This is a genomic window from Pseudomonas sp. XP2 (assembly GCF_053557975.1).
On the sequence record NZ_JBNRIK010000001.1, the window covers coordinates 544,731 to 565,306 of the forward strand.

Genomic DNA, 20,576 nt, shown 5'->3' on the forward strand with positions numbered 1-20,576 from the left:
GCGATCAGCAGGAGAAAGGCATGGCAAGTAAATCGCTGGGTACGCTGACCCTGGACTTGATCGCCAAGATTGGCGGTTTCACAGGGCCGCTTGACCAGGCCAGCCGTGAATCGCAAAAGCGCATGGCTGAGATCAAGAAGTCGGCTGAGAACCTCGGCAAAGGCATCGGTACCGCCTTTGCCGCGGTGCCGGCCATTGTCGCTGGCCTGGTCACCAGTTCGGCCATGGCGGCGAAGGAAATCACCAACCTTTCGAACCTGGCAGGCCTCACCACCACCGAGTTCCAGCGTTACGCTGCCGGCGCTGCTTCAGTCGGAGTAGAGCAGGACAAGCTGTCTGACATCTTCAAGGACACCAACGACAAGATCGGCGACTTTCTGGCTACTGGTGGCGGCGAGCTCAAGAACTTCTTCGAGACCGTCGCGCCAAAGGTAGGCGTGACCGCTGAGCAGTTCCGCAACCTGAACAGCGCCGACGCGCTGCAGCTGTATGTGACCAGCCTGCAGAAGGCGAACGTGAGCCAGGCTCAAATGACCTTCTTCATGGAGGCGATCGCCGACGAAGCAACGGCTTTGGTGCCGCTCCTGGCTGATGGGGGCAAGAAGTTCAAGGAGTACGGGGATGCCGCGCAGCAGGCCGGCATGATCATGGACGAGCAGACCATCGGCGCTGCTCAGCAATTCAGCACAGAGCTTACGGTCATCGGCCAGTACGCCAATTCTGCGAAGACAGCCCTGGCGGCCGAGTTCATGCCGGTACTGGCCCAACTTGCAAAAGACCTTGCCGGCACCACGAAGGAGGCCGGCGGGCTTCGGAAAGTTGTTGGCGAATTCGCCAACGATTTCATTGAGGTGACCGCCGTTACCGCCAGCTTGGCTGACGGCATCGGGCGGACCTTCAAGGTGGTGGCCGCCGGTATTGTGAGTGGGTTCTCCACCACCATGGCCTATCTGCAGAGCATCGGCGCAACGGCCAACACTTTGCTCGGTGCCGTGACCTTCGGCGACATGTCGAAGGACTTCAAGGCCAACGCTGACAAACTGACAGCGGATGCCATTGACCATGCTCGAACAGCCAGCACCGTCATGGAGGAGGTTGCTGAGGCGTTCAACAAGCCTTGGTCTGGCGACACGATCCGCGCCTATGTGAAGGAAGCCCGCAAGGCTGCCTCCGAGCTTCCCAAGATCGTTCCACCTGGTGGGCAGGGCGCCGGCTTCGTCGGCCAAACGGACGAGCAGAAGGCAGCTCAGAAGGCGGCTGAAGCAGCAGCCACGAAGCTGAATCAGTCCTTCGAGACCGCTGAGGAGAACCTGAAGCGGCAGATTACGCTGATCAATACCAGTACTGACGCCCGGAAAAACGCCACTGAGGTGGCAAAGCTGCAGTTCGAAATCGAATCTGGGAAGCTGGTCGGGATCAACGCCAAGCAGCAGGAGCGCCTGAACGGTTTGGCGGCTGAGCTTGACCGATTGCAGCAGCTAAAGAAGGCGAACGAGGACGCAGCGAAGGCCCAGGCCTTCGCCGATACGCTGTCTCAAGCGAACAGGACCGCCCGTGCAGGGTTCGACCTGGAGTTAGCGGGCGCGGGGAGCGGTGACAAGCTGAAGGAGCGGCTGAAGGCTGACCTGGCTATCCAGCAGGATTACCAGAGCCAGCTGGCGGATCTGCAGAAGCAGTACAACGGCGGCGATATCAGCGAGGAGCTATACAAGCAGGAAACCGAACTGCTGCGCCAAGCGCTTGAAGAGCGCATGGAGATCCAGCAAGACTATTACGCTCGGCAAGACGAGGCGCAGAACAACTGGCTGGACGGTGTCTCATCTGCTTGGGAGAACTACCGAGATGCCGCGGTAGATTACCAGCAGCAAGCTGCTGATTTCACGGCCAGCACTCTGGACAGCATGACCAGTTCGGTTGGCGACGGCATAGCCTCGATGATCTTGGAGTCGCAGAGCCTGGGTGACGCTTTCGTCAATGTCGCTTCGACCATGGCCAAGAGCATTATCAATGCCTTGGCGCAAATGGCCGCCGAGTGGCTGGTTTATCAAGCGGTTCAGCTGGTGGTGGGCAAAGCAACGCAGGCCAGCGCCGTACCCACCTTGATCGCGAACGCTCAGGCCACGTCTTTCCAGGCTCAGCTGGCTGCGTTCGCAAGCACTGCGGCCATCCCAATTGTCGGCCCGGCGCTTGCGCCTGGCGCCGCATTTGCGGCCGCAGCGGCTACAGCGCCGATGGTCGCGGGCGTGGCCAGCGCTGCGCTGGCCGGCATGGCGCACGACGGTATCGATTCCATCCCAGAGGATGGCACCTGGTTCCTTCAGAAGGGCGAGCGGGTGACCACTGCTGAGACCAGCGCAAAGTTGGATCGCACCTTGGAAGATGTTCGATCCAAGCAGAGCGGTGGCGGGACTGTCGTAAACATCATCGGTGACCGGAGCAAAGCCGGCACGGTGGAGCGAAGAACGAATCCTGATGGGCAAGAGGAGGCAGACGTTTTTGTTTCCGATATTTGGGGGGGCGGCGAGCGCGCGCAAGCACTCGAAGCTGCCTACGGCCTGAAGCGAAGTGCGAGTTAAGCAGAGGTTTTTATGAGCGAAGTAGAGACCCAGCCCGAACAAGGTCTTGAGGAGGGTGCAGATCATCCTATTCCGGAGCCAGCCGATGAGAAAGAGCAAGCCATTCAGCGCCGGTTTTCCAGAATTGAGGAAGCGCTCGGCCTCAGCCCATTTACTTAATACCAGCCACAACGGATACAGGGGTTGAGGAATGGCCGTCATTGATTACCCCAAGCAACTGCCGACACCGCTGCAAGACGGTTATGGGCTTGATACCCAGGATCCTGTTTCACGCACGCCGATGGTTACTGGGCGGGTCAGGACTCGCATCAGACATAGCTATGTGCCGCTGTATGTCGACGCCACATTGATTTTCAACGGGAAGCAGAAGGCTTTTTTTGAGGCATGGTACAGCCGGATCTTGAAAGAGGGCACCGAGTGGTTCAACTGTCCCCTGAAGATCGACGATGTGGTGCAGATGTACGAGGTCCAATTTGCTCGAATCTACGAAGGTCCGAAGCTGGTTCAATTGTCATTCTGGCGGTACACGTTCCGACTAATGCTACGCAGAAAGCCATTGATTCCAGATGGATGGGAGCATTTCCCTGAACTCTGGTTTGGTATGGAAATCATCGACTTGGCAATCAACAGGGAGTGGCCAGAAGCATGAGCCTGATCGAGGAGTGTTACGCCTCGGGCAGAGGCGAGCTGGTGGATACCATCGAGGCGCGGGAGGAGGGTGGCACTGTCTCCCACCTCTACTGCTCTGGCTGGGAAGACCGGGTGTGCACCACCGAGGACGGCCGCACGCTGACCTTTGTCGCGATGGCCATGGACTTGGCCCTGCCCAGGAACGACAACAGCGCGTTCCAGAACCTGGTGCTTGGCTTGGACAACGTCACAGGCGAGGTGCAGGAGGTGGTGGAGGCGGCCAAGGCTGCCGACAAGCGCTTCATCATCACCTTCCGGCGCTACCTGGCCGAGGACCTGTCCTTCCCGCAGGAGCGGTACCGCATGACGCTGCTCAGCCGGGAGTATGAGGACGACGTGGCCAAGCTCACTGCCGGCTTCTTCGACCTGCTCAACACCAACGGTCTGCGCACCGTGCTGACCACCTCTCTGGCACCTGGCCTGAAGTACATCTGACCATGATCGAGAAATTCATGCGCGCCCCGTATCGCGAGGGTGCACGGGGGCCTATTGCCTTCGATTGCTGGGGGCTGTGCATCGTCGTGCGCCATGAGGTGTTCGGCCTGCCGCTGCTCCCAAGCTTGGGCGCCGTGGGCAAGAACAAGCTCAGGGCCAACACCGAGGCCTATCACGACCTGCGCCAGGGCATGGAAGAGTGCACCCCGGAGCCTGGAGCCATTGCCGCCGTGTTCCGCGGCTCGCTGTGTCTGCACGTAGGTGTGGTGGTGGAAAGCGAGGGCAGGTTGAAGGTGCTGGACACAAACCCCGGCGGCGCATGCCTCCGGACGACTGGCGAGTTCGAGGCCGCTCACCCAAGGGTGGTGTATTACCGATGATCGAATTTTACCCGAACAAGCTGAGCAACACGGCTCCGCTCGGCACCTGGAAGACCGACCGCCGCATGTCGATCGAGGAGTGGCTGAAGTCGCTTGCTCCGTCCTACGAGCGGCGGGAAAGCCCCCCAATCAGCGTTGTGCTCAATGATGAACTGATCGAGCAGCACCTGTGGCACAAGGTGAAGTTCAAGCCTGCCGACCTGCTGCAGATCTACCGCGAACCGAAGGGTACCGACCCGTTCTCCATCACCTTCGCCTTGTTCAAAGGCGCGAAGGCGGTGCTGAAGTCGATCATGCCCAAGATGCCCGGTATGCCTTCCAGTGCAGGCACTCAGCAGGGCGACCCTCTGACCGAGGCCAGCGCCAAGGGCAACAAGGTCAAGCTGGGCGAGCCGGTGCGCCAGATCGCAGGGCACCAGCGGGTCTATCCGTCCTACCTGACCCAGCCCCGCCGGGCGCATGTCGCACCGCGTGACCAGCGGGTGGAAATGCTGCTGTACATCGGCGAGGGCGAGTACGACGTCCCGCTGGCCAAGGTCAAGGTGGGTGAGACCCCGCTGATCTCCCTGGGGTCAGACGCGACCTTCACCATCTACCCGCCAGGCGCTGATCTGTCGGCCGATCCCGCGCACATCAACTGGTTCAACGTGCCCGAGGTCGGGGCCAGCTCCAGTGGGTCGGCCGGCCTGGAGCTGACCATGGCCACCGACCTCACCAGGTCGGCCACGGCATCGGCGTACCAGTTCGTTGGCGACACGATCAGCGTGCCGGCCGGTTCCGGCCAGTTCCCGGCCGACTGGTCGAACGGGATCATCATCCGCGTGCTTTCGCCATACACCTACACGGTGATCGACGGCGGCGCCGGGCGCGACATCATCCGTGGCCCGCTGGAAATGTTGAACCCCACGGCGGGCATGCTCATCGAGGTAGCCGGGGCGAACGCGGGGCTGTACGTGGTGCACAGCTACACCCCATACACACCGGCGGTACCGGCCAACCCTGGGACAGCATCGACACGCACGGGATCGGCGGCGCCTACTCGCTACGACTTCAACGTCACGCCGCTCACGTTCAACCTGGTGCGCGGCAGCTCAACCTATCCCGTCACGCTGAACACGGCCACAACCGATCTGGCTGGCCTGGTAGCAGCGCTGAACACTCAGCTCAGCGGATTGCCGTTCGAGGCTCAGCAGAGCAGTGGTCGTTTGCGTTTCGTGGAATTGACACCGTTTAGTGGCCAGGCCATCTCTGCCACCGGTGCTTCAACCATCCTCGGCGCCTCCCCGGTAGGGGTCACCGGCACCGCAACTACCAGTGGCACTCCAGAACAGCCAGCAGAAATGACGCTGGATTATGACGGTGGTTCGCCAGTGGTCGGCTTGGCGCTGGGGCAGGGGCTGGCATCCATCGGCCCACGCGGGCTGCGTTACCGGATCACGGCCTTCAGCACGAGCCTGCTCGAGGTGGAGCGCCTGACCTCCTCTGGCTCGACCGACGCGGGCTGGCCTGGCTTCAACGCCATGCAGACGGTGAACGGCCTCATTACGCTGGACGCTTCAAACCTGCAGGGCGGATACCGGGGGCCATTCGCCTGCTGCCCTGAAAACGAGAAGGTGACCGAGCTGGAATGGACGGTCACCTACGCCAGCGGCCTGGCCGGCATTGGCAGGGAAGGGCAGATATACGAGATTCCGACCTACTACGTGTTCGAGTACCGCGACATGGATGTGGCAGGGGCCTGGACGGTTATTGAGCTTGAGAAATTTGGCGGCTCGCTAGACGCCCAAGGATTCACAGAGCGGATTTTCCTGCCCTACGCCATGCGGCCAGAGGCTCGCGTGCGAAAACTTTACAAGGATCGCCCAGGGCGGATAAACGACGAAGCCCGCGACGATGCCACCTGGGCAGATCTGCGTGGGCGCATGCTGAACTCCCCCATCAGCTATCCCGGTTTGACTGTGATGACCTGCAACATCAGGGGCGGTGACAGGCTATCTGCGCAGTCCGAGAGTCAGGTGAATGTTGAAGCAACCCGCATCTTGCCGCGTATGGATGCGAGCAAGGGCCCTACCCGGGATATCGCCCCTTGGTGCATCCACCAGCTCAAAGAGCGCGGTTACACCAACGAAGACCTTGATCTGCCTGAATGGCACGCCTTCCACGATCTGTGTGTGGCGAGGGGTGACACCTACGACGAGACGCTGGATTCGACGATCACCGTCAAGGACATGATCAATAACGCGCTGGCGTGTGGGTTCGGCGAGCTGGTGACTTTCCGTGGCCTGCTGCGCCCGGTTCGGGACAGTGCCCGGGCAGCGTTCGACGTTACCTACGGCCCCAAGACGCAGACCTACTCACCCCAGAACATGACCAAGATGCTGAAGATCAGCGGCGCCATGCCGTCGATCAACGACTTCGACGGGGTGGATGTGGAGTTCTTCTCGCGCACCACCTGGGCGTGGGAAACGGTCGAGTGCCGCTGGCCAGGCGACCTCGGCACCAAGGTCGAGAAGATCAAGATGCCTGGAGTCAGTGATAGGACCAGGGCATGGCGGGTCGGAATGCGCCGGCGTGGCCACCAGAAGTTTCGGACGGACATCTACACCTGGGAAACCGAAATGGACGGCAGCAACAGCGGCTACCTGAGTTTCGCAGCCGTTGCGGACGACGCGCCTAAGCGTTGCCAGAGCGCGATCCTGCTGGACTTCTCGGTAACAGGGTCGGGAACCTTGCTACACAGCTCCGAGCCGCTGGACTGGTCTTTCACCGAGGCCAACCTGATAGGCATACGGCGCTTGGACGGAACCCTTTCTGGGCCGTGGGATGCAGTTCGAGTTGACGATTACACCGCATCGGTCGCAGCACTGGACTTTGTGCCCGTGGTGGATGGCCCGCTTGAGCCGCCGCACATCCTGTTCGGCCCAGCCTCGCGCTGGGCCTACCCGACGCTGATCACGAGTTCAGACCCCGCCAACGGCAACGTGGCAATGAAGGGCATGCCCTACGACGCCCGCGTTTACACCTACGACGACCAATTCCCGCCGGCCTGACCGGACCCTGACGAGCATGCCCGCCAAGTGCGGGCTTTTTTGTGCCCGGAGTAAACATGGCTTACAACACCAACAACCCACTCGGTTCAAGCGATCCGCGGGACTTGTTCGATAACGCGGCGATTTTCGACAAGTACATGACGGGTAGCGACGAGATCGTTTATGACCGATTTGATCAGCCAAGGTGGGCGCCGCAGGCCTTTCACAACCTCGTAATCAACGCGAAAGCGCAGATTGATCCGACGGTTGCTGCTGCCAAAGACGCGGTGAATGCATCGCGAGATGCGGGGATCGGGGACATTGAGGCGTCCGTGGCTGCCGTGGACGCTGCCGAGGCCTCTGCCATCTCCCAGATGGAGGAGACCGCCGCTGACCTCGGCGAGGATATTGGGAACAAGGGTTTCGACGATTACGCCGAGATGCTTGCCTACACGCCGAAGTACGACGGCGTGCTGGCCTGGGTTCACTCCGATCCGGTTGCATCCCTGAATGGGTTCTATCAATGGGATGCTGATTCGGGGGCATGGGTGAAGCCATCGCCTCAGATGGCTTTGGATACCGACATCAAGGCCCTCCTGAAGCTGGTTAGCACCCAAGTCCGCCCTCGCGGGAAAAGAACCGCTAATGCGCCGCTGATCTTCGGGGTCGGCGGCGCCCAGGTCCTGTTTGGAGTCGACCAGAAAGTTCCAAGAGGCCCACAAGACCGCCGAGGCGCAAACGCAATGCTCGGAAGCACCCCGATTCTGCCCATGATTCCACTGCAGCGCCCTCGCAGCAAAAACTTCACCGCCGACACCTTGGTGATGTCTGGATCGTCGGTAATGATGCAATCTGGGGCGCAGTCCTCGGGTATCACGCCAAGCTCCAGCTATGACGCGAAGGTGATCGAAGAGCAGAACCAGAAGCCTGCGCCGAAAGCCATGGCTGGACTGGTTGATGGCCAGGTGTGGGAGTACGGTCCGCTGGTATCTCGACAGCTTACCTCTGTCGGTACCTGGCTGGCGGCCCAGGCCGTGGCCTTTGACATGGTGAAGGCGCTCAAGTCCACCAGTGGTGCACCACAGCCACATTCTATCGTGAGGGATGGCCGCATCCTGCGCGATGGGCAGGTACTGCTGCATAAGCTGGTCACCGGGCAGTCTCTCGCCCTGGGCTCGCGCGGGATCATCCTGGACCCGAACGGCACGATCGTTATCGACGGGAAGACAGGGCGTCTGTTCACGCCATACACGCTGGCCGGGTATGCCGACAAGCTATTCACCCTGCCTGGTGGGCCACGGCCAACTTCATGGGTTGGCGCGACTGCGCTTGACCCGATCCGCGAGTACGCGGCAGGCGTTGCAGCGGAGACCCCGGCGTCTTCCTACATGCTGGCCTACCGGCGCTGGCATGAGCGCACATCATCCATCGACCCGCGGATGCTCTACAGCATCTCGGCTCTTGGTGGTACCGCGTATGCCGGCCTGAAGAAGGGGACTACCACCTACACCAACGCAATTGCCCACGTCACCGCAGCCAAGGCAATCGCGGACGCCAACGGGTGGGATTACCAGGTACCGAGCCTGTCGATCGTGCACGGCGAGAGCCAGATCAGCACCACCCAGGCCGAGTACGTGGCGATGCTGGCCGAGTGGATCAGCGACTATCGTACCGACATCGTCGCGATTACTGGTCAGGCTGTTCCACCGGTCGCGTTCATCTCCCAGATGCTGACCGGCGAAACCGGAACCATTCCGGCTATTCCGCTGGCTCAGCTGCAGGCCCATAACGAGAACCCGAACATCGTCATGGTCGGCCCGAAGTACGCCTATGGCCACTTCGACACGTACCACCTGCTTGCCGATGGCTACGCCAAGATGGGCGAGCTGGAGGCCCGCGCGGAACGACTGACCCAGGTCAGCGGCAAGTGGCAGCCGCTGAAGGTGCTTTCGGCCTCGGTGTCGGGTTCAACGATCACCCTCAAGATGAACAACCTGCCCAACGGCAATGCCGGAACTCCCGGGCCGATTGGCAACCTAGCGCTCGACACCGAAACGGTAAAAGACCCCGGAAATGCCGGTTTCCTGCTCTCTGCGGGAACCATCACCTCGGTCGCAGTTGGCGCCGATGGCGCAACCTTGGTGATTGGCACCGCTGCCGCGGTCACTGCCGGCACCGTGTTGACCTACGCCCTGCAGCCCTCTCTCAGCTCTCCACAAAACGGCTCTGGGCGTCGCGGCTGCATCCGAGACACCGACATGCGCGACTACTCGCGCTACGACAACAAACCCCTATTCAACTGGCTTTGCGCCTTCTCCCTTGCCTTGGAGCTTTAACGATGGCTCGCTCTATTCTGACTTTCCCTGGCTCCGCCTCCGTTGCTGGTTTCCCAAAGCTGGACGTTTCCCAGGCCGAAATCGATGTGGCCAACATTGAAGGGCGCCGGCACTGGCCGGGCCTGTTCGACTGGGATGTGTCCACCGGTGTAATTCTTGACCGCATTACTGATGCCGTTATCCCGACCTACGGTGCTTCGGTGCCAAGTGCCAACTTCGTGACGATGATCAACGGCAAGAAAGGCTACAAGGTGAATGCACTGGCCCAAGCATTGACCATGGCCTCGTTCAACACTGCCGGATCCTTCACCATCGGTCTGGTGTGCGACCTGCACATTGGGCTTGGGAGCATCACCCAGGGCCTGACCACTGACAACCCGGCACCGTGGGTTATCTACTCCAACGCCGGCGGATCAGGGGCGATAACGGTCAACATCGGGCCTATCACCGTTTCAGAGGTCACCTCTGCCGCTTGGCCGCAGAAGCTCAGCGCCGCGAAACTAACCGCATTCGTCCTCATCTACGACCGAACCGCAGGGAAGATCAGCATCCGTTACAACGGGGCTGAAATGTGGTCGATCACCAACGAAACGGTGAAAACCCTTGGCCTGATGCCTGAGGTGAACATGGGCGCTATCCGAGTAGCCGGTGCCTCGACATCTGTCGTATCGCGGGCCATGTCGTCCAACGCCTTTGTCGCCTTCGAATCCGCGCTTTCTGGCGACAACCTGATTGCACTCGAAAAAATGCTGATGGAAGCAGCTGCAGCCTGACAGGCCTGCTGATCGTTGAGCCCGCCGCGCGCGGGCTTTTTTTCGTCTGGAGAAAACCCATGACCACACCCCGCGGCGTCCGCAATCGGAACCCCGGCAACATCGATTTCAATCCACGCAACGACTGGCAGGGCCAGATCGGCAAGGAGCCTGGCGGCCGGTTCGCTATCTTCGACACGCCCGAGAACGGCATCCGCGCCCTGGGCAAGCTGCTTATCAATTACCGAGGCAAGGATGGGATGCCGGGCGTGGGCGGGAAGGGCATCGACACCGTGCTCGAGACTATCAACCGCTGGGCGCCGAGCAACGAGAACGACACCCAGGCCTACGCCGGCGTCGTGGCCAAGCGGATCGGGGTGGGCACTACTGACCCGATCAACATCAAGGACCCGGCCACGCTGCGCGGGATGGTGGTGAGCATCATCATCCACGAGAACGGCGGCAACCCTTACCCGGCGGCGATCATCGACGAGGGTGTGCGGAGGGCGCTGGCATGAAGGCCTGGCTGGCGCGCACTGCAGGAGCCGGTCTGCTGATCCTGCTGGGCATGGTGGTTGGCTCCTGGGCCACCACCAACCATTTCCGCCCGACGCTGGATGCCGTACAGGACGAGGCGATCACCTGTAAGGCGGCCCGGGACAACCTCGCCGGCCTGGCCACAGAGCAGGGGAAGGCCCTGGGCGACCTTACCCTGGCCGCGAACGAGCGACAGGCTAGGGCCGAGGTAGCTGTGAAAGAAGCTGGGGAGCAGGCCCAGGCAGACTATGCCGCCGCAAATCGCCTGCAGCAGGAGCGCACCGGTGGTGACCAATGCGCCGCTGCTACCTCGATCATCGACAAGGAGCTGGGCCTATGACCATTTCAGGGGTCGGAATGCCCGGCCACCAAGCAGGCAAAAACCTCGCTGAAAGCCGCATGGATTATGGGCTGGAGGGCGGCCACCAACGTGGGTCATGCAGGAGTAACGAAAAAGTGCAGGTCTGCCGAAAAGATGCAGGTGGTGCAGGTGCTGCTGGTCGAATCCTGCATGGGGTGGGGGTGCTTGCAGGGATAGCGCTGCTGGCCGCCTGTGCAGGGATGGTCGAACCCCGGGTTCAGTATGTCCGGGTCGAGGTGCCCGTGCAGGTGCCGTGCCGGGCACCGGAGGTGCCAGTGCCGCCATGGGCAGCTGCCAGCCTGCGAAAGACCGACAGCCTGGAGCTGAAAGTTCGGGCGTTGCTGGCTGAAAGGAGGCAGCATATCGGCTATGAGCGCGAGCTGGTCGCAGCAATCGCCGCCTGCAGGTGAACTGATCGAGTGGAGGTTTACTTCGAATGTCTTTTGATGACGATTTTGCTGGAGTGGCCTTTTTTTGAGGTTACGACGTAAACAGATCCGTCATCTGCCCCGGTCGCTACAGCCTGAGTCGTCAGAGCTCCACCAAATCGACGTACTAACCTACCTGTCATGACTCTCAGGCCGGAGCTACCCAGCTTTTTGGTGACCTTGGCCTCAGCGGTAGGTATAGCTTCCGCACAGGCCTTGGCCACTGCGTGACTCATCTCATCCCGGTCTTCGAAGCTTGAATTCTCGTATTCACCAAAAAACTCTTGCCTATCAACTTTTTTGGCCAGGGAACGCATACGATCGAAGAAATCATCCTCGGTCTCGACCTGAAAAGTCTTGGTCATTTGGATTTCCTCTCTTCAAGATACTGCTGCCAGTCTGCCTGAAATTTGGCCAAGGTGTCTTCGATTGAGACAAACGTGACCGGCTCAACCTCCCCCATGTAGTGACGGTGGTCGTAGCCATGAGCGTTGTCGTATCCCACGACTCTGCCGTTGTCTCCAGAATAAACCCTGGGGTTGATGTATGCCATGCTGTACGTCAGCACCTTCCCGCACTCTTCAATGACATATTCAATTCTGATCTGACCGTTCCCACGCTTTGTGGAAATCGAGAAGCGTTCGGAGATCTTTTTCGTGGCGTTCTTGCCGGCCTTGCCTTTCGATTTCCCCATTTTCGATCCGTTCGAATTCTGTCCCAGGCGTCCATCGGACGAGTCTCATCGCATCCCCAGGCTGTCATTAAGCTGGCATTCCTGAGCCAAAACAGCCCATTTGGGCACAAAAAAGGCACTTGCGAGATTCGCCAAGTGCCTGATTTGTAAGGATTATTTGGTGGAGCCGGGGGGATTTGAACCCCCGTCCGCCAGTACTCCGCTGTCGGTACTACATGCGTAGCCGTGTCTACTGATTTAATCCGCAGCCGCCCGACGGGCAGGGTGCTTTGGATGAGTTGTGTAAGTTTTAGTCACTTCGCCCACAACGTGCTACGCGACGATCCTGTTCTGTATGACAATCAGTTCGGGTTTACAGGCATCCCCTAGTGATTGCTGGAGCCGAAGCTACCAGAAGCAACGGGTCAAGAGGACTGCTTACGCAGCCAGCTTGTACTCCGCGCCGTAGTTTTCGTCATTGGCAACTATAAAAGTTGCAACAGTGGATTTACGAGTTCTGTTACCAACTCGGCATGCACCTAGAGTTTCGCTACCGGCGTCGAATCCTAATCGGCCCCACACTAGCGTTACGCTAACGCACCTTACGGCACGTGGGATGGAGTATACGCCATTGCGCGGGCGACGTCGACAGCCGGTCCTGCCGCCCGCTTCATGGCTCACGCGCCGCCGCTGCCAGAGCCGCTGCCTTTCTCGGTTTTCTCCAGGCGCTCCAGCACTTTGCTGGTGATGGCGATGCATTCCTTGGTGTCGCCCGAGGCCTGGGCGGCTTTGGCTTTGTCGACGTGCTCGGTCAGGGCCTTGTCCAGGCCTTCGGAGGTGGCGCCGGCGGTGGCCATACTGTCGTCGATCTTTTGCAGGTTGGTGGTGCAGAGGTCATCGGCGGCGAACACCGGCGAAGCCAGCAGGGTGGCGGCCGCGAACAGGGCCGAAAGCGCGGTACCTTTCATGGGTGTCTCCTCTGGGGCCTCTGGAAGGTGGGCCTGTAGGGTGGACTGTGGGGGATTGGCGGGGGTTCAATCGGGATGGTGGCGGGGCGATATTGAGGTGGGGGATGGCACCGGCTTTGCCGGTGTTCGCGGGGCGAGCTCGCTCCCACATGGATCGTGCTTGGGCGGGGGGATACGCTGTGCCAGGTGCCTTTAGCTTGTAAACCATGTCCCCGGTTTGAAATGTAAACGATGTCTCCGGTTTGTACCCGGGGCGAGCCCACACATGGATCTTGGTTGGCTCGGGGATAGGCTATAGCGGGGGCTTTAGGGGGGTGTAGGGATTGGTTTGTCGGGATGGTGGCGGGGCGATATTGAGGTGGGGGATGGCACCGGCTTTGCCGGTGTTCGCGGCTGAAGCCGCTCCCACAGGGATCGTGCTTGGCTCGGGTATGCGCTGTACCTGTGGGAGCGGCCTTGTGTCGCGAAAGGGCTGCAGAGCAGCCCCGGGGATCTATGCAGCGCTGCTGAGAACCTGGGGCCGCTTTGCGGCCCGATCGCGACACAAGGCCGCTCCCACAAGGGTGAAGGTGTCTGCCTTTAGATGCTGCGTGGCCGGGTAACACGGTCTACCAGGTAGACCAGGCCGTGGTAGTCGATGCCGCTGTGGCTCGACAGGCCTATCTCGCAGGTGCGGCTGGTGGAGATGCCTTCGCTGCAATACTGCACCGCATCCTTCAGGCTGCGCAGCGAGTGGGCGTTGAGCTCGGGGGTGGTGAGGCCTTTGTCACCGGCAAACCCGCAGCAATGGATGCCTTCGGGGATTACCACCTGTTTGCTGCAGCGCCGTGCCAGGTCGATCAAGGCCTGGCTTTCGCCCAGGTGTTGGGTGCTGCAGGTCACGTGCACGGCTACCGGCTCGTCCTGGGGGGTGAACTCCAGGCGGTCGAGCAGGTGGGTGCGGATGAAGCGCACGGGGTCGTACAGGTCCAGCCGGGTTTCGCCCAGGTCTTGCACCAGGCGCAGGGTGCAGGGGCTGGTGTCGCAGTAGATTGGGTCAAGGCCGCCGCGGCTGGCGTGCAGCAGGGCGGTGATCAGCTCCTGGCGCTTGTGCTCGGCCTGTTCGGGGTAACCCTTGGAGGCGAAAGGTTGGCCGCAGCACAGGCTGTCGGCGTTGTCGGGGAACACCACCTGGTAACCGGCCTTTTCCAGCAGGGCGCGGGTTTTGTCCAGCAGCGAGCTTTGCTCGCGGTCGGCATAGGCTGGGCCCATCACCCGTGACACGCAGGCGGCCAGGTACACCACGCGGGGGCGGGCGTCGTTGCTGGCAGGGCCGAAGCTGATCGGGCGCAGGGGTTGTGGCATGGCCGGTGTCCACAGGGGCAGGCGGCCTTTGCTGGCTTTGCTCAGCGAGGCGCTCAGGCGGCCCAGGCGCGGGGCGCCGAGCAGCTTGCGGGCGGTGTTGGCGGCCGTGAGGGTAAGGCGGGCGCCACCCAGTGCAGTGTGGAAGTGCTCGGCCAGCCAGTCGGCAGTCTTGTTGTGCTCGGCGGCCTGGCTGCGCAGCTTTTTCACCAGCTCGCCGGTGTTGATGCCGACCGGGCAGCGCTGGGCGCACAGGCCAGTGGCTGCGCAGGTGTCGATGCCTTGGTACTGGTAGGTCTGCATCAGTTCGCGGGTGTCGATACCGGCGCGTTGCTTGGCCTGGATGTCACGCCACATGACGATGCGCTGGCGTGGGCTGAGGGTAAGGCCCTTGGACGGGCACACCGGTTCGCAGAAGCCGCATTCGATGCACTTGTCGACGATTTCGTCGGCGGCAGGCAGCGGCTTGAGGTTTTTCAGGTGGATATCCGGGTCATCGCTCAGCACCACGTCGGGGTTGAGGATGCCGTTGGGGTCGAGCAGGCGCTTGAGCTTCCACATCAGCTGGTAGGCGTCATGCCCCCATTCCAGTTCCACGAATGGGGCCATGTTGCGCCCGGTGCCGTGTTCGGCTTTTAGCGAACCGCCAAACTCCACAGCCACCAGGTGCGCCACGTCGTCCATGAAGGCCTGGTAACGGGCGACTTCCGCGGCGCTGTTGAAGCCTTGGGTGAAGACGAAGTGCAGGTTGCCTTCCAGCGCGTGGCCAAAAATGATCGCTTCGTCGTAGCGGTGCTTGTCGAACAGCAGGATCAGGCGGTTGACGCCTTCGGCCAGTTGCTCGACGGGGAAGGTCACGTCTTCGATGATCACCGTGGTGCCGGTCTGGCGCACGGCGCCGACGGCGGGGAAGGTGTCCTTGCGGATTTTCCACAGCTGGTTGTACACGGCCGGGTCTTCGCTGAAGTCCACTTGCTGTTCCAGCGGGAAGTCGGCGATCGAGGCCATCACCTGGTGCAGTTGTTCGTGCAGCAAGCTCTGGCTGGCGGCGCGGGACTCGATCAGCAGGGCACAGGCGTTGTCTGACAGGCCTTTTACCCACAGCGGCATGCCTGGCATGTTCTGCACCGAGCGCAGGCTGCGGCGGTCGAGCAGTTCCACGGCCGAGACCGGCTGCTGCTTTAGCACGGGTACCGCGCGGCAGCAGCTTTCGACGCTGGGGAACACCAGCAAGGCGCTGGCCTTGTGCGGGTGGTCAGGCACGGTGTTGTAGGTGACGGCGCTGATGAAGCCCAGCGTGCCTTCGGAACCCACCAGTAGGTGCTGCAGGATGTCCAGCGGCTGGTCGTAGTCCACCAGTGCGTTCAGCGACAGGCCAGTGGTGTTCTTCAGCCGGTATTTGTGACGGATGCGCTCGGCCAGCGCAGTGTTGGCGCGGGTCTCGCGGGCCAGGCTGGCCAGCGATGCCAGCAGCTCGGCGTGGCTTTTTTCAAAGGCGGCGACGCTGGCCGGGTCTTCGCTGTCCAGGCGGGTGCCGTCGGCCAGCACCAGGCGCAGGCCGGCCAGGGTGTGGTAGGTGTTCTGCGCGGTGCCGCAGCACATGCCGCTGGCGTTGTTGGCAACGATGCCGCCAATTTTGCAGGCGTTGATCGAGGCCGGGTCGGGGCCGATCTTGCGCCCGAAGGGGGCCAGCCAGGCGTTGGCCTGGGCGCCGATCACGCCGGGTTGCAGGCGGATCTGCTCGCCCTGGCCACGGATTTCGCGGCCGTTCCAGTTATCGCCGAGCACAATCAGCACCGAGTCGGTGATGGCCTGGCCAGACAGGCTGGTGCCGGCGGCGCGGAAGGTGACCGGCACCCGCTCGCGCTGGGCCAGTTTGATCAGGCCGACCACTTCGTCCTCGGACTCGACGCGCACCACCAGCTTGGGGATCAGCCGGTAGAAGCTGGCGTCGGTGCCAAAGGCCAGGGTGGACGTGGGGTCGTCGAAGCGGCGTTCGGCGGGTATCAGGCGCTCGGCATCACGCAGGAACGCGGCGGGCAAGCTCATGCAGTCTCCTCGCGGGGCTGTGGCGTCTGTGCGCCACATGCCCCGGGTCAATCAGGCGGTGTTTCTTGCAGGCGGTCAGGCGCCCAGTTCGCGTACCAGCGAGTCACGGGTGATCTCGCTGATCGACTTGGCGCCGGTCAGCACCATGGCCACGCGCATTTCCTTCTCGAACAGCTCAAGCAGGTTCTTCACCCCGGCCTGGCCATGCACGGCAAGGGCGTAGAGGAAGGCGCGGCCGATCAGTACGGTGTCGGCGCCCAGGGCGATCATGCGCACCACGTCGAGGCCACTGCGGATGCCGGAGTCGGCCAGAATCTTCAGGTCACCTTTGACGGCGTCGGCAATGGCCGGCAGGGCGCGGGCGCTGGACAGCACGCCATCGAGCTGGCGGCCGCCGTGGTTGGACACCACAATGCCGTCGGCGCCGAACTTGACCGCATCGCGGGCGTCATCGGCATCCAGAATGCCCTTGATGATCATTGGGCCGTCCCAGTACTCGCGGATCCACTCCAGGTCTTTCCAGGAGATGGACGGGTCGAAGTTGTTACCCAGCCAGCCGATATAGTCGGCCAGGCCGGTGGGGTTGCCGCGGTACTTGGAGATGTTGCCCAGGTCGTGCGGGCGGCCCATCACCCCCACATCCCACGCCCACTCGGGGTGGGTCATGGCTTGCAGCACGCGGCGCAGCGGGCCGTTGCGGCCGCTCATGCCCGAGTGGGCATCGCGGTAGCGGGCGCCGGGTACGGGCATGTCGACGGTGAACACCAGGGTTTTGACCCCGGCGGCCTTGGCCCGCTCCAGGGCGTTGCGCATGAAGCCGCGGTCCTTCAGCACGTACAGCTGGAACCACATCGGCCGGTCGATGGCCGGGGCCACTTCTTCGATCGGGCACACCGACACGGTAGACATCGTGAACGGGATGCCGTGGGCGGCCGCTGCACGCGCCGCCTGCACTTCGCCACGGCGGGCGTACATGCCGGTGAGGCCGACCGGGGCCAGGGCCACCGGCATGCTCAGGGTTTCGTCGAACAGCTTGGTTTCCAGGCTGAGCTCGGACATGTTGTTCAGCACGCGTTGGCGCAGGGCAATACCGGCCAGGTCCGACACGTTGTGGCGCAGGGTGTGCTCGGCGTAGGCGCCGCCGTCGGCGTAGTGGAACAGGAAAGGAGGCAGCTTGCGTTGGGCCGCGGCGCGATAGTCGGTAGAGGCAGAAATGATCATGGATTCTCGCAGCGTTGCTTGTGGGGAGTGCCGGGCGCGCGATGGCGCCCGGCCCCTTTCACTTTAGTGATGAACCAGCATGCCGGTCAGCCAGTAAGCCTGCACCAAGGTGATCAGGCCCACGATGGTGGCAAAGAACAGGCTGTGCTTGACGGTGAAGCGGAACAGGTCGGATTCCTTGCCCACCAGGCCGGTGGCGGCGCAGGCCACGGCAATGGACTGGGGCGAGATCATCTTGCCGGTCACGCCGCCGCTGGTGTTGGCCGCTACCAGCAAGGTGTCGTTGACGCCGATCTGGTGTGCGGTGGTGGCCTGCAGCGAGCTGAACAGGGCGTTGGACGAGGTGTCCGAACCGGTCAGGAATACGCCCAGCCAGCCAAGGAACGGCGAGAAGAACGGGAACGCGGCACCGGTGCCGGCCAGTACCAGGGCCATGGTCGAGGACATGCCCGAGTAGTTGGTGACGAAGGCGAAGGCCAGCACCATGCCGATCGACAGGATAGGCCAGCGCAGCTCCCAGAAGGTCTCTTTGAAAGTGGTCAGACCAGTTTTGAAGTTGATCTTCAGCACTGCCATGGAAATCAGCGCCGAGAGGAAGATCGCGGTGCCGGTGGCGGAGATCGGGTCGAGCTTGAACACTGCTGGCATGGCAGTGGGCGCGGCAACGATCGGTGCGGTCTTGATCACCAACTGGTCGAGGTGCGGGATGGCGAAGTTGAACACGAAGTTGTACATCGCGCCGCCCGGGGCGAACGCTGCCTTGAACGGCTTCAGGGTCCAGATGGTGACCAGTACGGTCAGGATCAGGAACGGCGACCAGGCCTTGAAGATTTCGCCAAAGCTGTAAGGGCTAGGCTGGCTGCCGCTTGGCTGCACAACGGCTGCGCCGACGCTGCCTTTGGCTTCGCTGAACGAACGCTTTGGCTGCCAGACTTTCAGGAACAGGGTGAGGCAGATCAGGCTGGCCAGCGCCGAGGTGATGTCGGGCAGTTCAGGGCCGATGAAGTTCGAGGTGAAGTACTGGGTGACGGCGAAGCTCAGGCCGGCGACCAGGGCGGCAGGCCAGGTTTCTTTCACGCCACGTAGGCCGTCCATCATGAACACCAGCCAGAACGGCACGAACAGCGACAGCAGCGGCAGCTGGCGGCCAGTCATGGCGCCGATGTGGAAGGCGTCGATGCCGGTGACCTGGCCGGCCACGATGATCGGGATGCCCAGGGCGCCGAAGGCCACGGGGGCGGTGTTGGCGATCAGGCACAGGCCGGCGGCGTACAACGGGTTGAAGCCCAGGCCCACCAGCAGCGCGGCAGTGATTGCCACGGGGGCGCCGAAGCCCGCCGCGCCTTCGAGGAAGGCACCGAAGCAGAAGCCGATCAGCAGCACTTGCAAACGCTGGTCGTCGGTAATCGACAGCACCGAGCTGCGGATCACTTCGAACTGGCCGCTCTTCACCGTGAGTTTGTACAGGAACACCGCGGCAACGATGATCCAGGCAATCGGCCAGAGGCCGTAGAGGAAGCCGTAACCCGCGGCGGCGAGGGCCATGTCGACAGGCATCTGGAAGGCGAAGATCGCCACCAGGATCGACAGGGCAAGGGTGATGCTGCCCGCTACGTGGCCTTTCAGGCGGAACACGGCGAGGGCAAGGAAGAAGAACACGATAGGGATGACTGCCGCCAGTGCGGACAGGCCAAGACTACCAAGCGGGCTATAGAGTTGTTGCCAGGTTTGCATATGGGGTGGCCCCTAATTGTTGTTGGTCAGCACTGGCATTGGATAATTGGTAAGACCAATTTACAATGGCTGGTCGCTAGGTTAAAAGCGCTGTCGTGGGTGTGTCAATTTGTCCTGTGCAAAACTTTGGTCGCGTGCCGATGAGCGGGCGCCTGATGCGCTGGCAAAATCGCGGCTTGATGGGTGTTTGCGCGGCCTGGATCGGCGAGAATAGGCGCCCCTGAAATTTGCCGGGGGTTTGTGGAGAGCATGTGATGGTTTTTGATCAGGTCCGCCAACGGCGCCTGTCCGACGACATCGTCGATCGGTTGGAAGGGATGATTCTGGAAGGCACGCTGACCTCGGGGCAGCGGCTGCCGGCCGAACGCGCCCTTGCCGAGCAGTTCGGCGTGTCCCGCCCGTCACTGCGTGAGGCGATCCAGAAGCTGGTGGCCAAAGGGCTGCTGGTCAGCCGCCAGGGCGGGGGCAATTTTGTTGCCGAATCACTGGGCTCTACCTTCAGCGACCCACTGCTGCAGTTGCTTGAGCACAGTGCCGAGGCGCAGCGCGACCTGCTCGAATTTCGCCATACCCTGGAGGCGTCGTGCGCCTACTACGCCGCCCAGCGCGCCACCGACCCGGACCGGGCGCGTTTGAAGGCGGCCTTCGATGCGTTGCAAGACTGCTACACCCGGGTCGATGAAGTGACCCGGGCGGAGGAGGGCGCGGCGGATGCACGCTTTCACCTAGCGATTGCCGAGGCCAGCCATAACGCGGTCTTGCTGCACACCATTCGGGGCTTGTTCGACCTGCTCAAGCGCAACGTGGTGACCAACATTGGCGGCATGTATCAGCAGCGCACCGAAACCCGGGACATGCTGATCAGTCAGCACCGGGAGCTGTACCTGGCGATTGTCGAGGGCAGGGCGGAAGATGCGCGGGAAGTGTCCAGCCGGCACATTCTGTATGTGCAGGAGGTGCTGGAAGAAGCGCATGAAGAGGCGCAGCGCGTGGCGCGCGCGGAGCGGCGCAGCGGGCGCTGAGGTTTGTATAGGCAGTGCTGGCCTCTTCGCGGGGCAAACCCCCA

The 20,576-nt window shown here is 62.0% G+C and carries 18 protein-coding genes and 1 other RNA gene; 12 read left to right on the forward strand and 7 right to left on the reverse strand.

Annotation, left to right across the window (positions count from 1 at the left end):
- Positions 1-20 precede the first annotated feature (20 nt).
- The 11 genes from ACK1VC_RS02535 to ACK1VC_RS02585 are packed head-to-tail and all read left to right on the forward strand — an operon-like array spanning position 21 to position 11,506.
- Positions 21-2,576: a phage tail tape measure protein gene (locus tag ACK1VC_RS02535; RefSeq protein ID WP_449117831.1), complete on the forward strand. Its 2,556-nt coding sequence runs from the start codon at positions 21-23 to the stop codon at positions 2,574-2,576.
- Between the two features lie 12 nt (positions 2,577-2,588).
- Positions 2,589-2,735: a hypothetical protein gene (locus tag ACK1VC_RS02540; RefSeq protein WP_449117832.1), complete on the forward strand. Its 147-nt coding sequence runs from the start codon at positions 2,589-2,591 to the stop codon at positions 2,733-2,735.
- 31 nt (positions 2,736-2,766) lie between these two features.
- Entirely contained in the window at positions 2,767-3,225 is a 459-nt protein-coding gene (locus ACK1VC_RS02545; RefSeq protein WP_441211965.1) for a transposase, read from the forward strand.
- On the forward strand, positions 3,222-3,701 hold the full coding sequence (locus tag ACK1VC_RS02550) for a DUF1833 family protein (protein ID WP_449117833.1): 480 nt from the start codon (positions 3,222-3,224) through the stop codon (positions 3,699-3,701). Before ACK1VC_RS02545 ends, ACK1VC_RS02550 begins: the two co-directional genes overlap by 4 nt.
- 2 nt (positions 3,702-3,703) lie before the next feature.
- On the forward strand, positions 3,704-4,081 hold the full coding sequence (locus ACK1VC_RS02555; RefSeq protein ID WP_449117834.1) for a hypothetical protein: 378 nt from the start codon (positions 3,704-3,706) through the stop codon (positions 4,079-4,081).
- Positions 4,078-7,131: a host specificity factor TipJ family phage tail protein gene (locus tag ACK1VC_RS02560; protein WP_449117835.1), complete on the forward strand. Its 3,054-nt coding sequence runs from the start codon at positions 4,078-4,080 to the stop codon at positions 7,129-7,131. The genes ACK1VC_RS02555 and ACK1VC_RS02560 overlap by 4 nt, the downstream gene beginning before the upstream one ends.
- A gap of 56 nt (positions 7,132-7,187) precedes the next feature.
- Positions 7,188-9,446 carry a hypothetical protein gene (locus tag ACK1VC_RS02565; RefSeq protein WP_449117836.1) on the forward strand — a complete coding sequence of 753 codons (2,259 nt, stop codon included), beginning with the start codon at positions 7,188-7,190 and terminating at the stop codon, positions 9,444-9,446.
- Between the two features lie 2 nt (positions 9,447-9,448).
- Positions 9,449-10,219, forward strand: a complete 771-nt coding sequence (locus ACK1VC_RS02570; RefSeq protein ID WP_191087609.1) for a hypothetical protein — start codon at positions 9,449-9,451, stop codon at positions 10,217-10,219.
- A gap of 59 nt (positions 10,220-10,278) precedes the next feature.
- Complete coding sequence (locus ACK1VC_RS02575; RefSeq protein ID WP_449117837.1) at positions 10,279-10,716, forward strand: structural protein P5; 438 nt, start codon at positions 10,279-10,281, stop codon at positions 10,714-10,716.
- A complete protein-coding gene (locus ACK1VC_RS02580; RefSeq protein ID WP_441211957.1) occupies positions 10,713-11,075 on the forward strand; it encodes a hypothetical protein in 363 nt (120 codons plus the stop codon). The genes ACK1VC_RS02575 and ACK1VC_RS02580 overlap by 4 nt, the downstream gene beginning before the upstream one ends.
- A 59-nt stretch (positions 11,076-11,134) precedes the next feature.
- Complete coding sequence (locus tag ACK1VC_RS02585; RefSeq protein WP_441212025.1) at positions 11,135-11,506, forward strand: hypothetical protein; 372 nt, start codon at positions 11,135-11,137, stop codon at positions 11,504-11,506.
- A 17-nt stretch (positions 11,507-11,523) separates the two neighbouring features.
- Here the strand turns inward: ACK1VC_RS02585 and ACK1VC_RS02590 are convergent, their stop codons facing one another.
- From ACK1VC_RS02590 to ACK1VC_RS02620, 7 genes are all read right to left on the reverse strand, one after another.
- Complete coding sequence (locus tag ACK1VC_RS02590) at positions 11,524-11,889, reverse strand: hypothetical protein (RefSeq protein ID WP_029887485.1); 366 nt, start codon at positions 11,887-11,889, stop codon at positions 11,524-11,526.
- Positions 11,886-12,218, reverse strand: a complete 333-nt coding sequence (locus tag ACK1VC_RS02595) for a toxin-antitoxin system TumE family protein (RefSeq protein WP_029887486.1) — start codon at positions 12,216-12,218, stop codon at positions 11,886-11,888. Before ACK1VC_RS02595 ends, ACK1VC_RS02590 begins: the two co-directional genes overlap by 4 nt.
- Positions 12,219-12,376: 158 nt before the next feature.
- Positions 12,377-12,775, reverse strand: a transfer-messenger RNA (tmRNA) gene (ssrA, locus tag ACK1VC_RS02600).
- A 99-nt stretch (positions 12,776-12,874) separates the two neighbouring features.
- The gene (locus ACK1VC_RS02605; RefSeq protein WP_016489189.1) at positions 12,875-13,165 is read right to left on the reverse strand and encodes a hypothetical protein; all 291 of its coding nucleotides are present in this window, start codon (positions 13,163-13,165) and stop codon (positions 12,875-12,877) included.
- 579 nt (positions 13,166-13,744) lie between these two features.
- Entirely contained in the window at positions 13,745-16,555 is a 2,811-nt protein-coding gene (locus tag ACK1VC_RS02610; RefSeq protein WP_191086994.1) for an FAD-binding and (Fe-S)-binding domain-containing protein, read from the reverse strand.
- Positions 16,556-16,630: 75 nt separating this feature from the next.
- The gene (lldD, locus tag ACK1VC_RS02615) at positions 16,631-17,776 is read right to left on the reverse strand and encodes an FMN-dependent L-lactate dehydrogenase LldD (RefSeq protein WP_019470436.1); all 1,146 of its coding nucleotides are present in this window, start codon (positions 17,774-17,776) and stop codon (positions 16,631-16,633) included.
- A gap of 63 nt (positions 17,777-17,839) precedes the next feature.
- Positions 17,840-19,510, reverse strand: a complete 1,671-nt coding sequence (locus ACK1VC_RS02620; protein WP_016489185.1) for a lactate permease LctP family transporter — start codon at positions 19,508-19,510, stop codon at positions 17,840-17,842.
- 254 nt (positions 19,511-19,764) lie between these two features.
- On the opposite strand from ACK1VC_RS02620, the gene ACK1VC_RS02625 reads away from it, so the two are divergent.
- On the forward strand, positions 19,765-20,532 hold the full coding sequence (locus ACK1VC_RS02625) for an FCD domain-containing protein (RefSeq protein ID WP_016489184.1): 768 nt from the start codon (positions 19,765-19,767) through the stop codon (positions 20,530-20,532).
- The last annotated feature ends 44 nt before the right edge of the window (positions 20,533-20,576 follow it).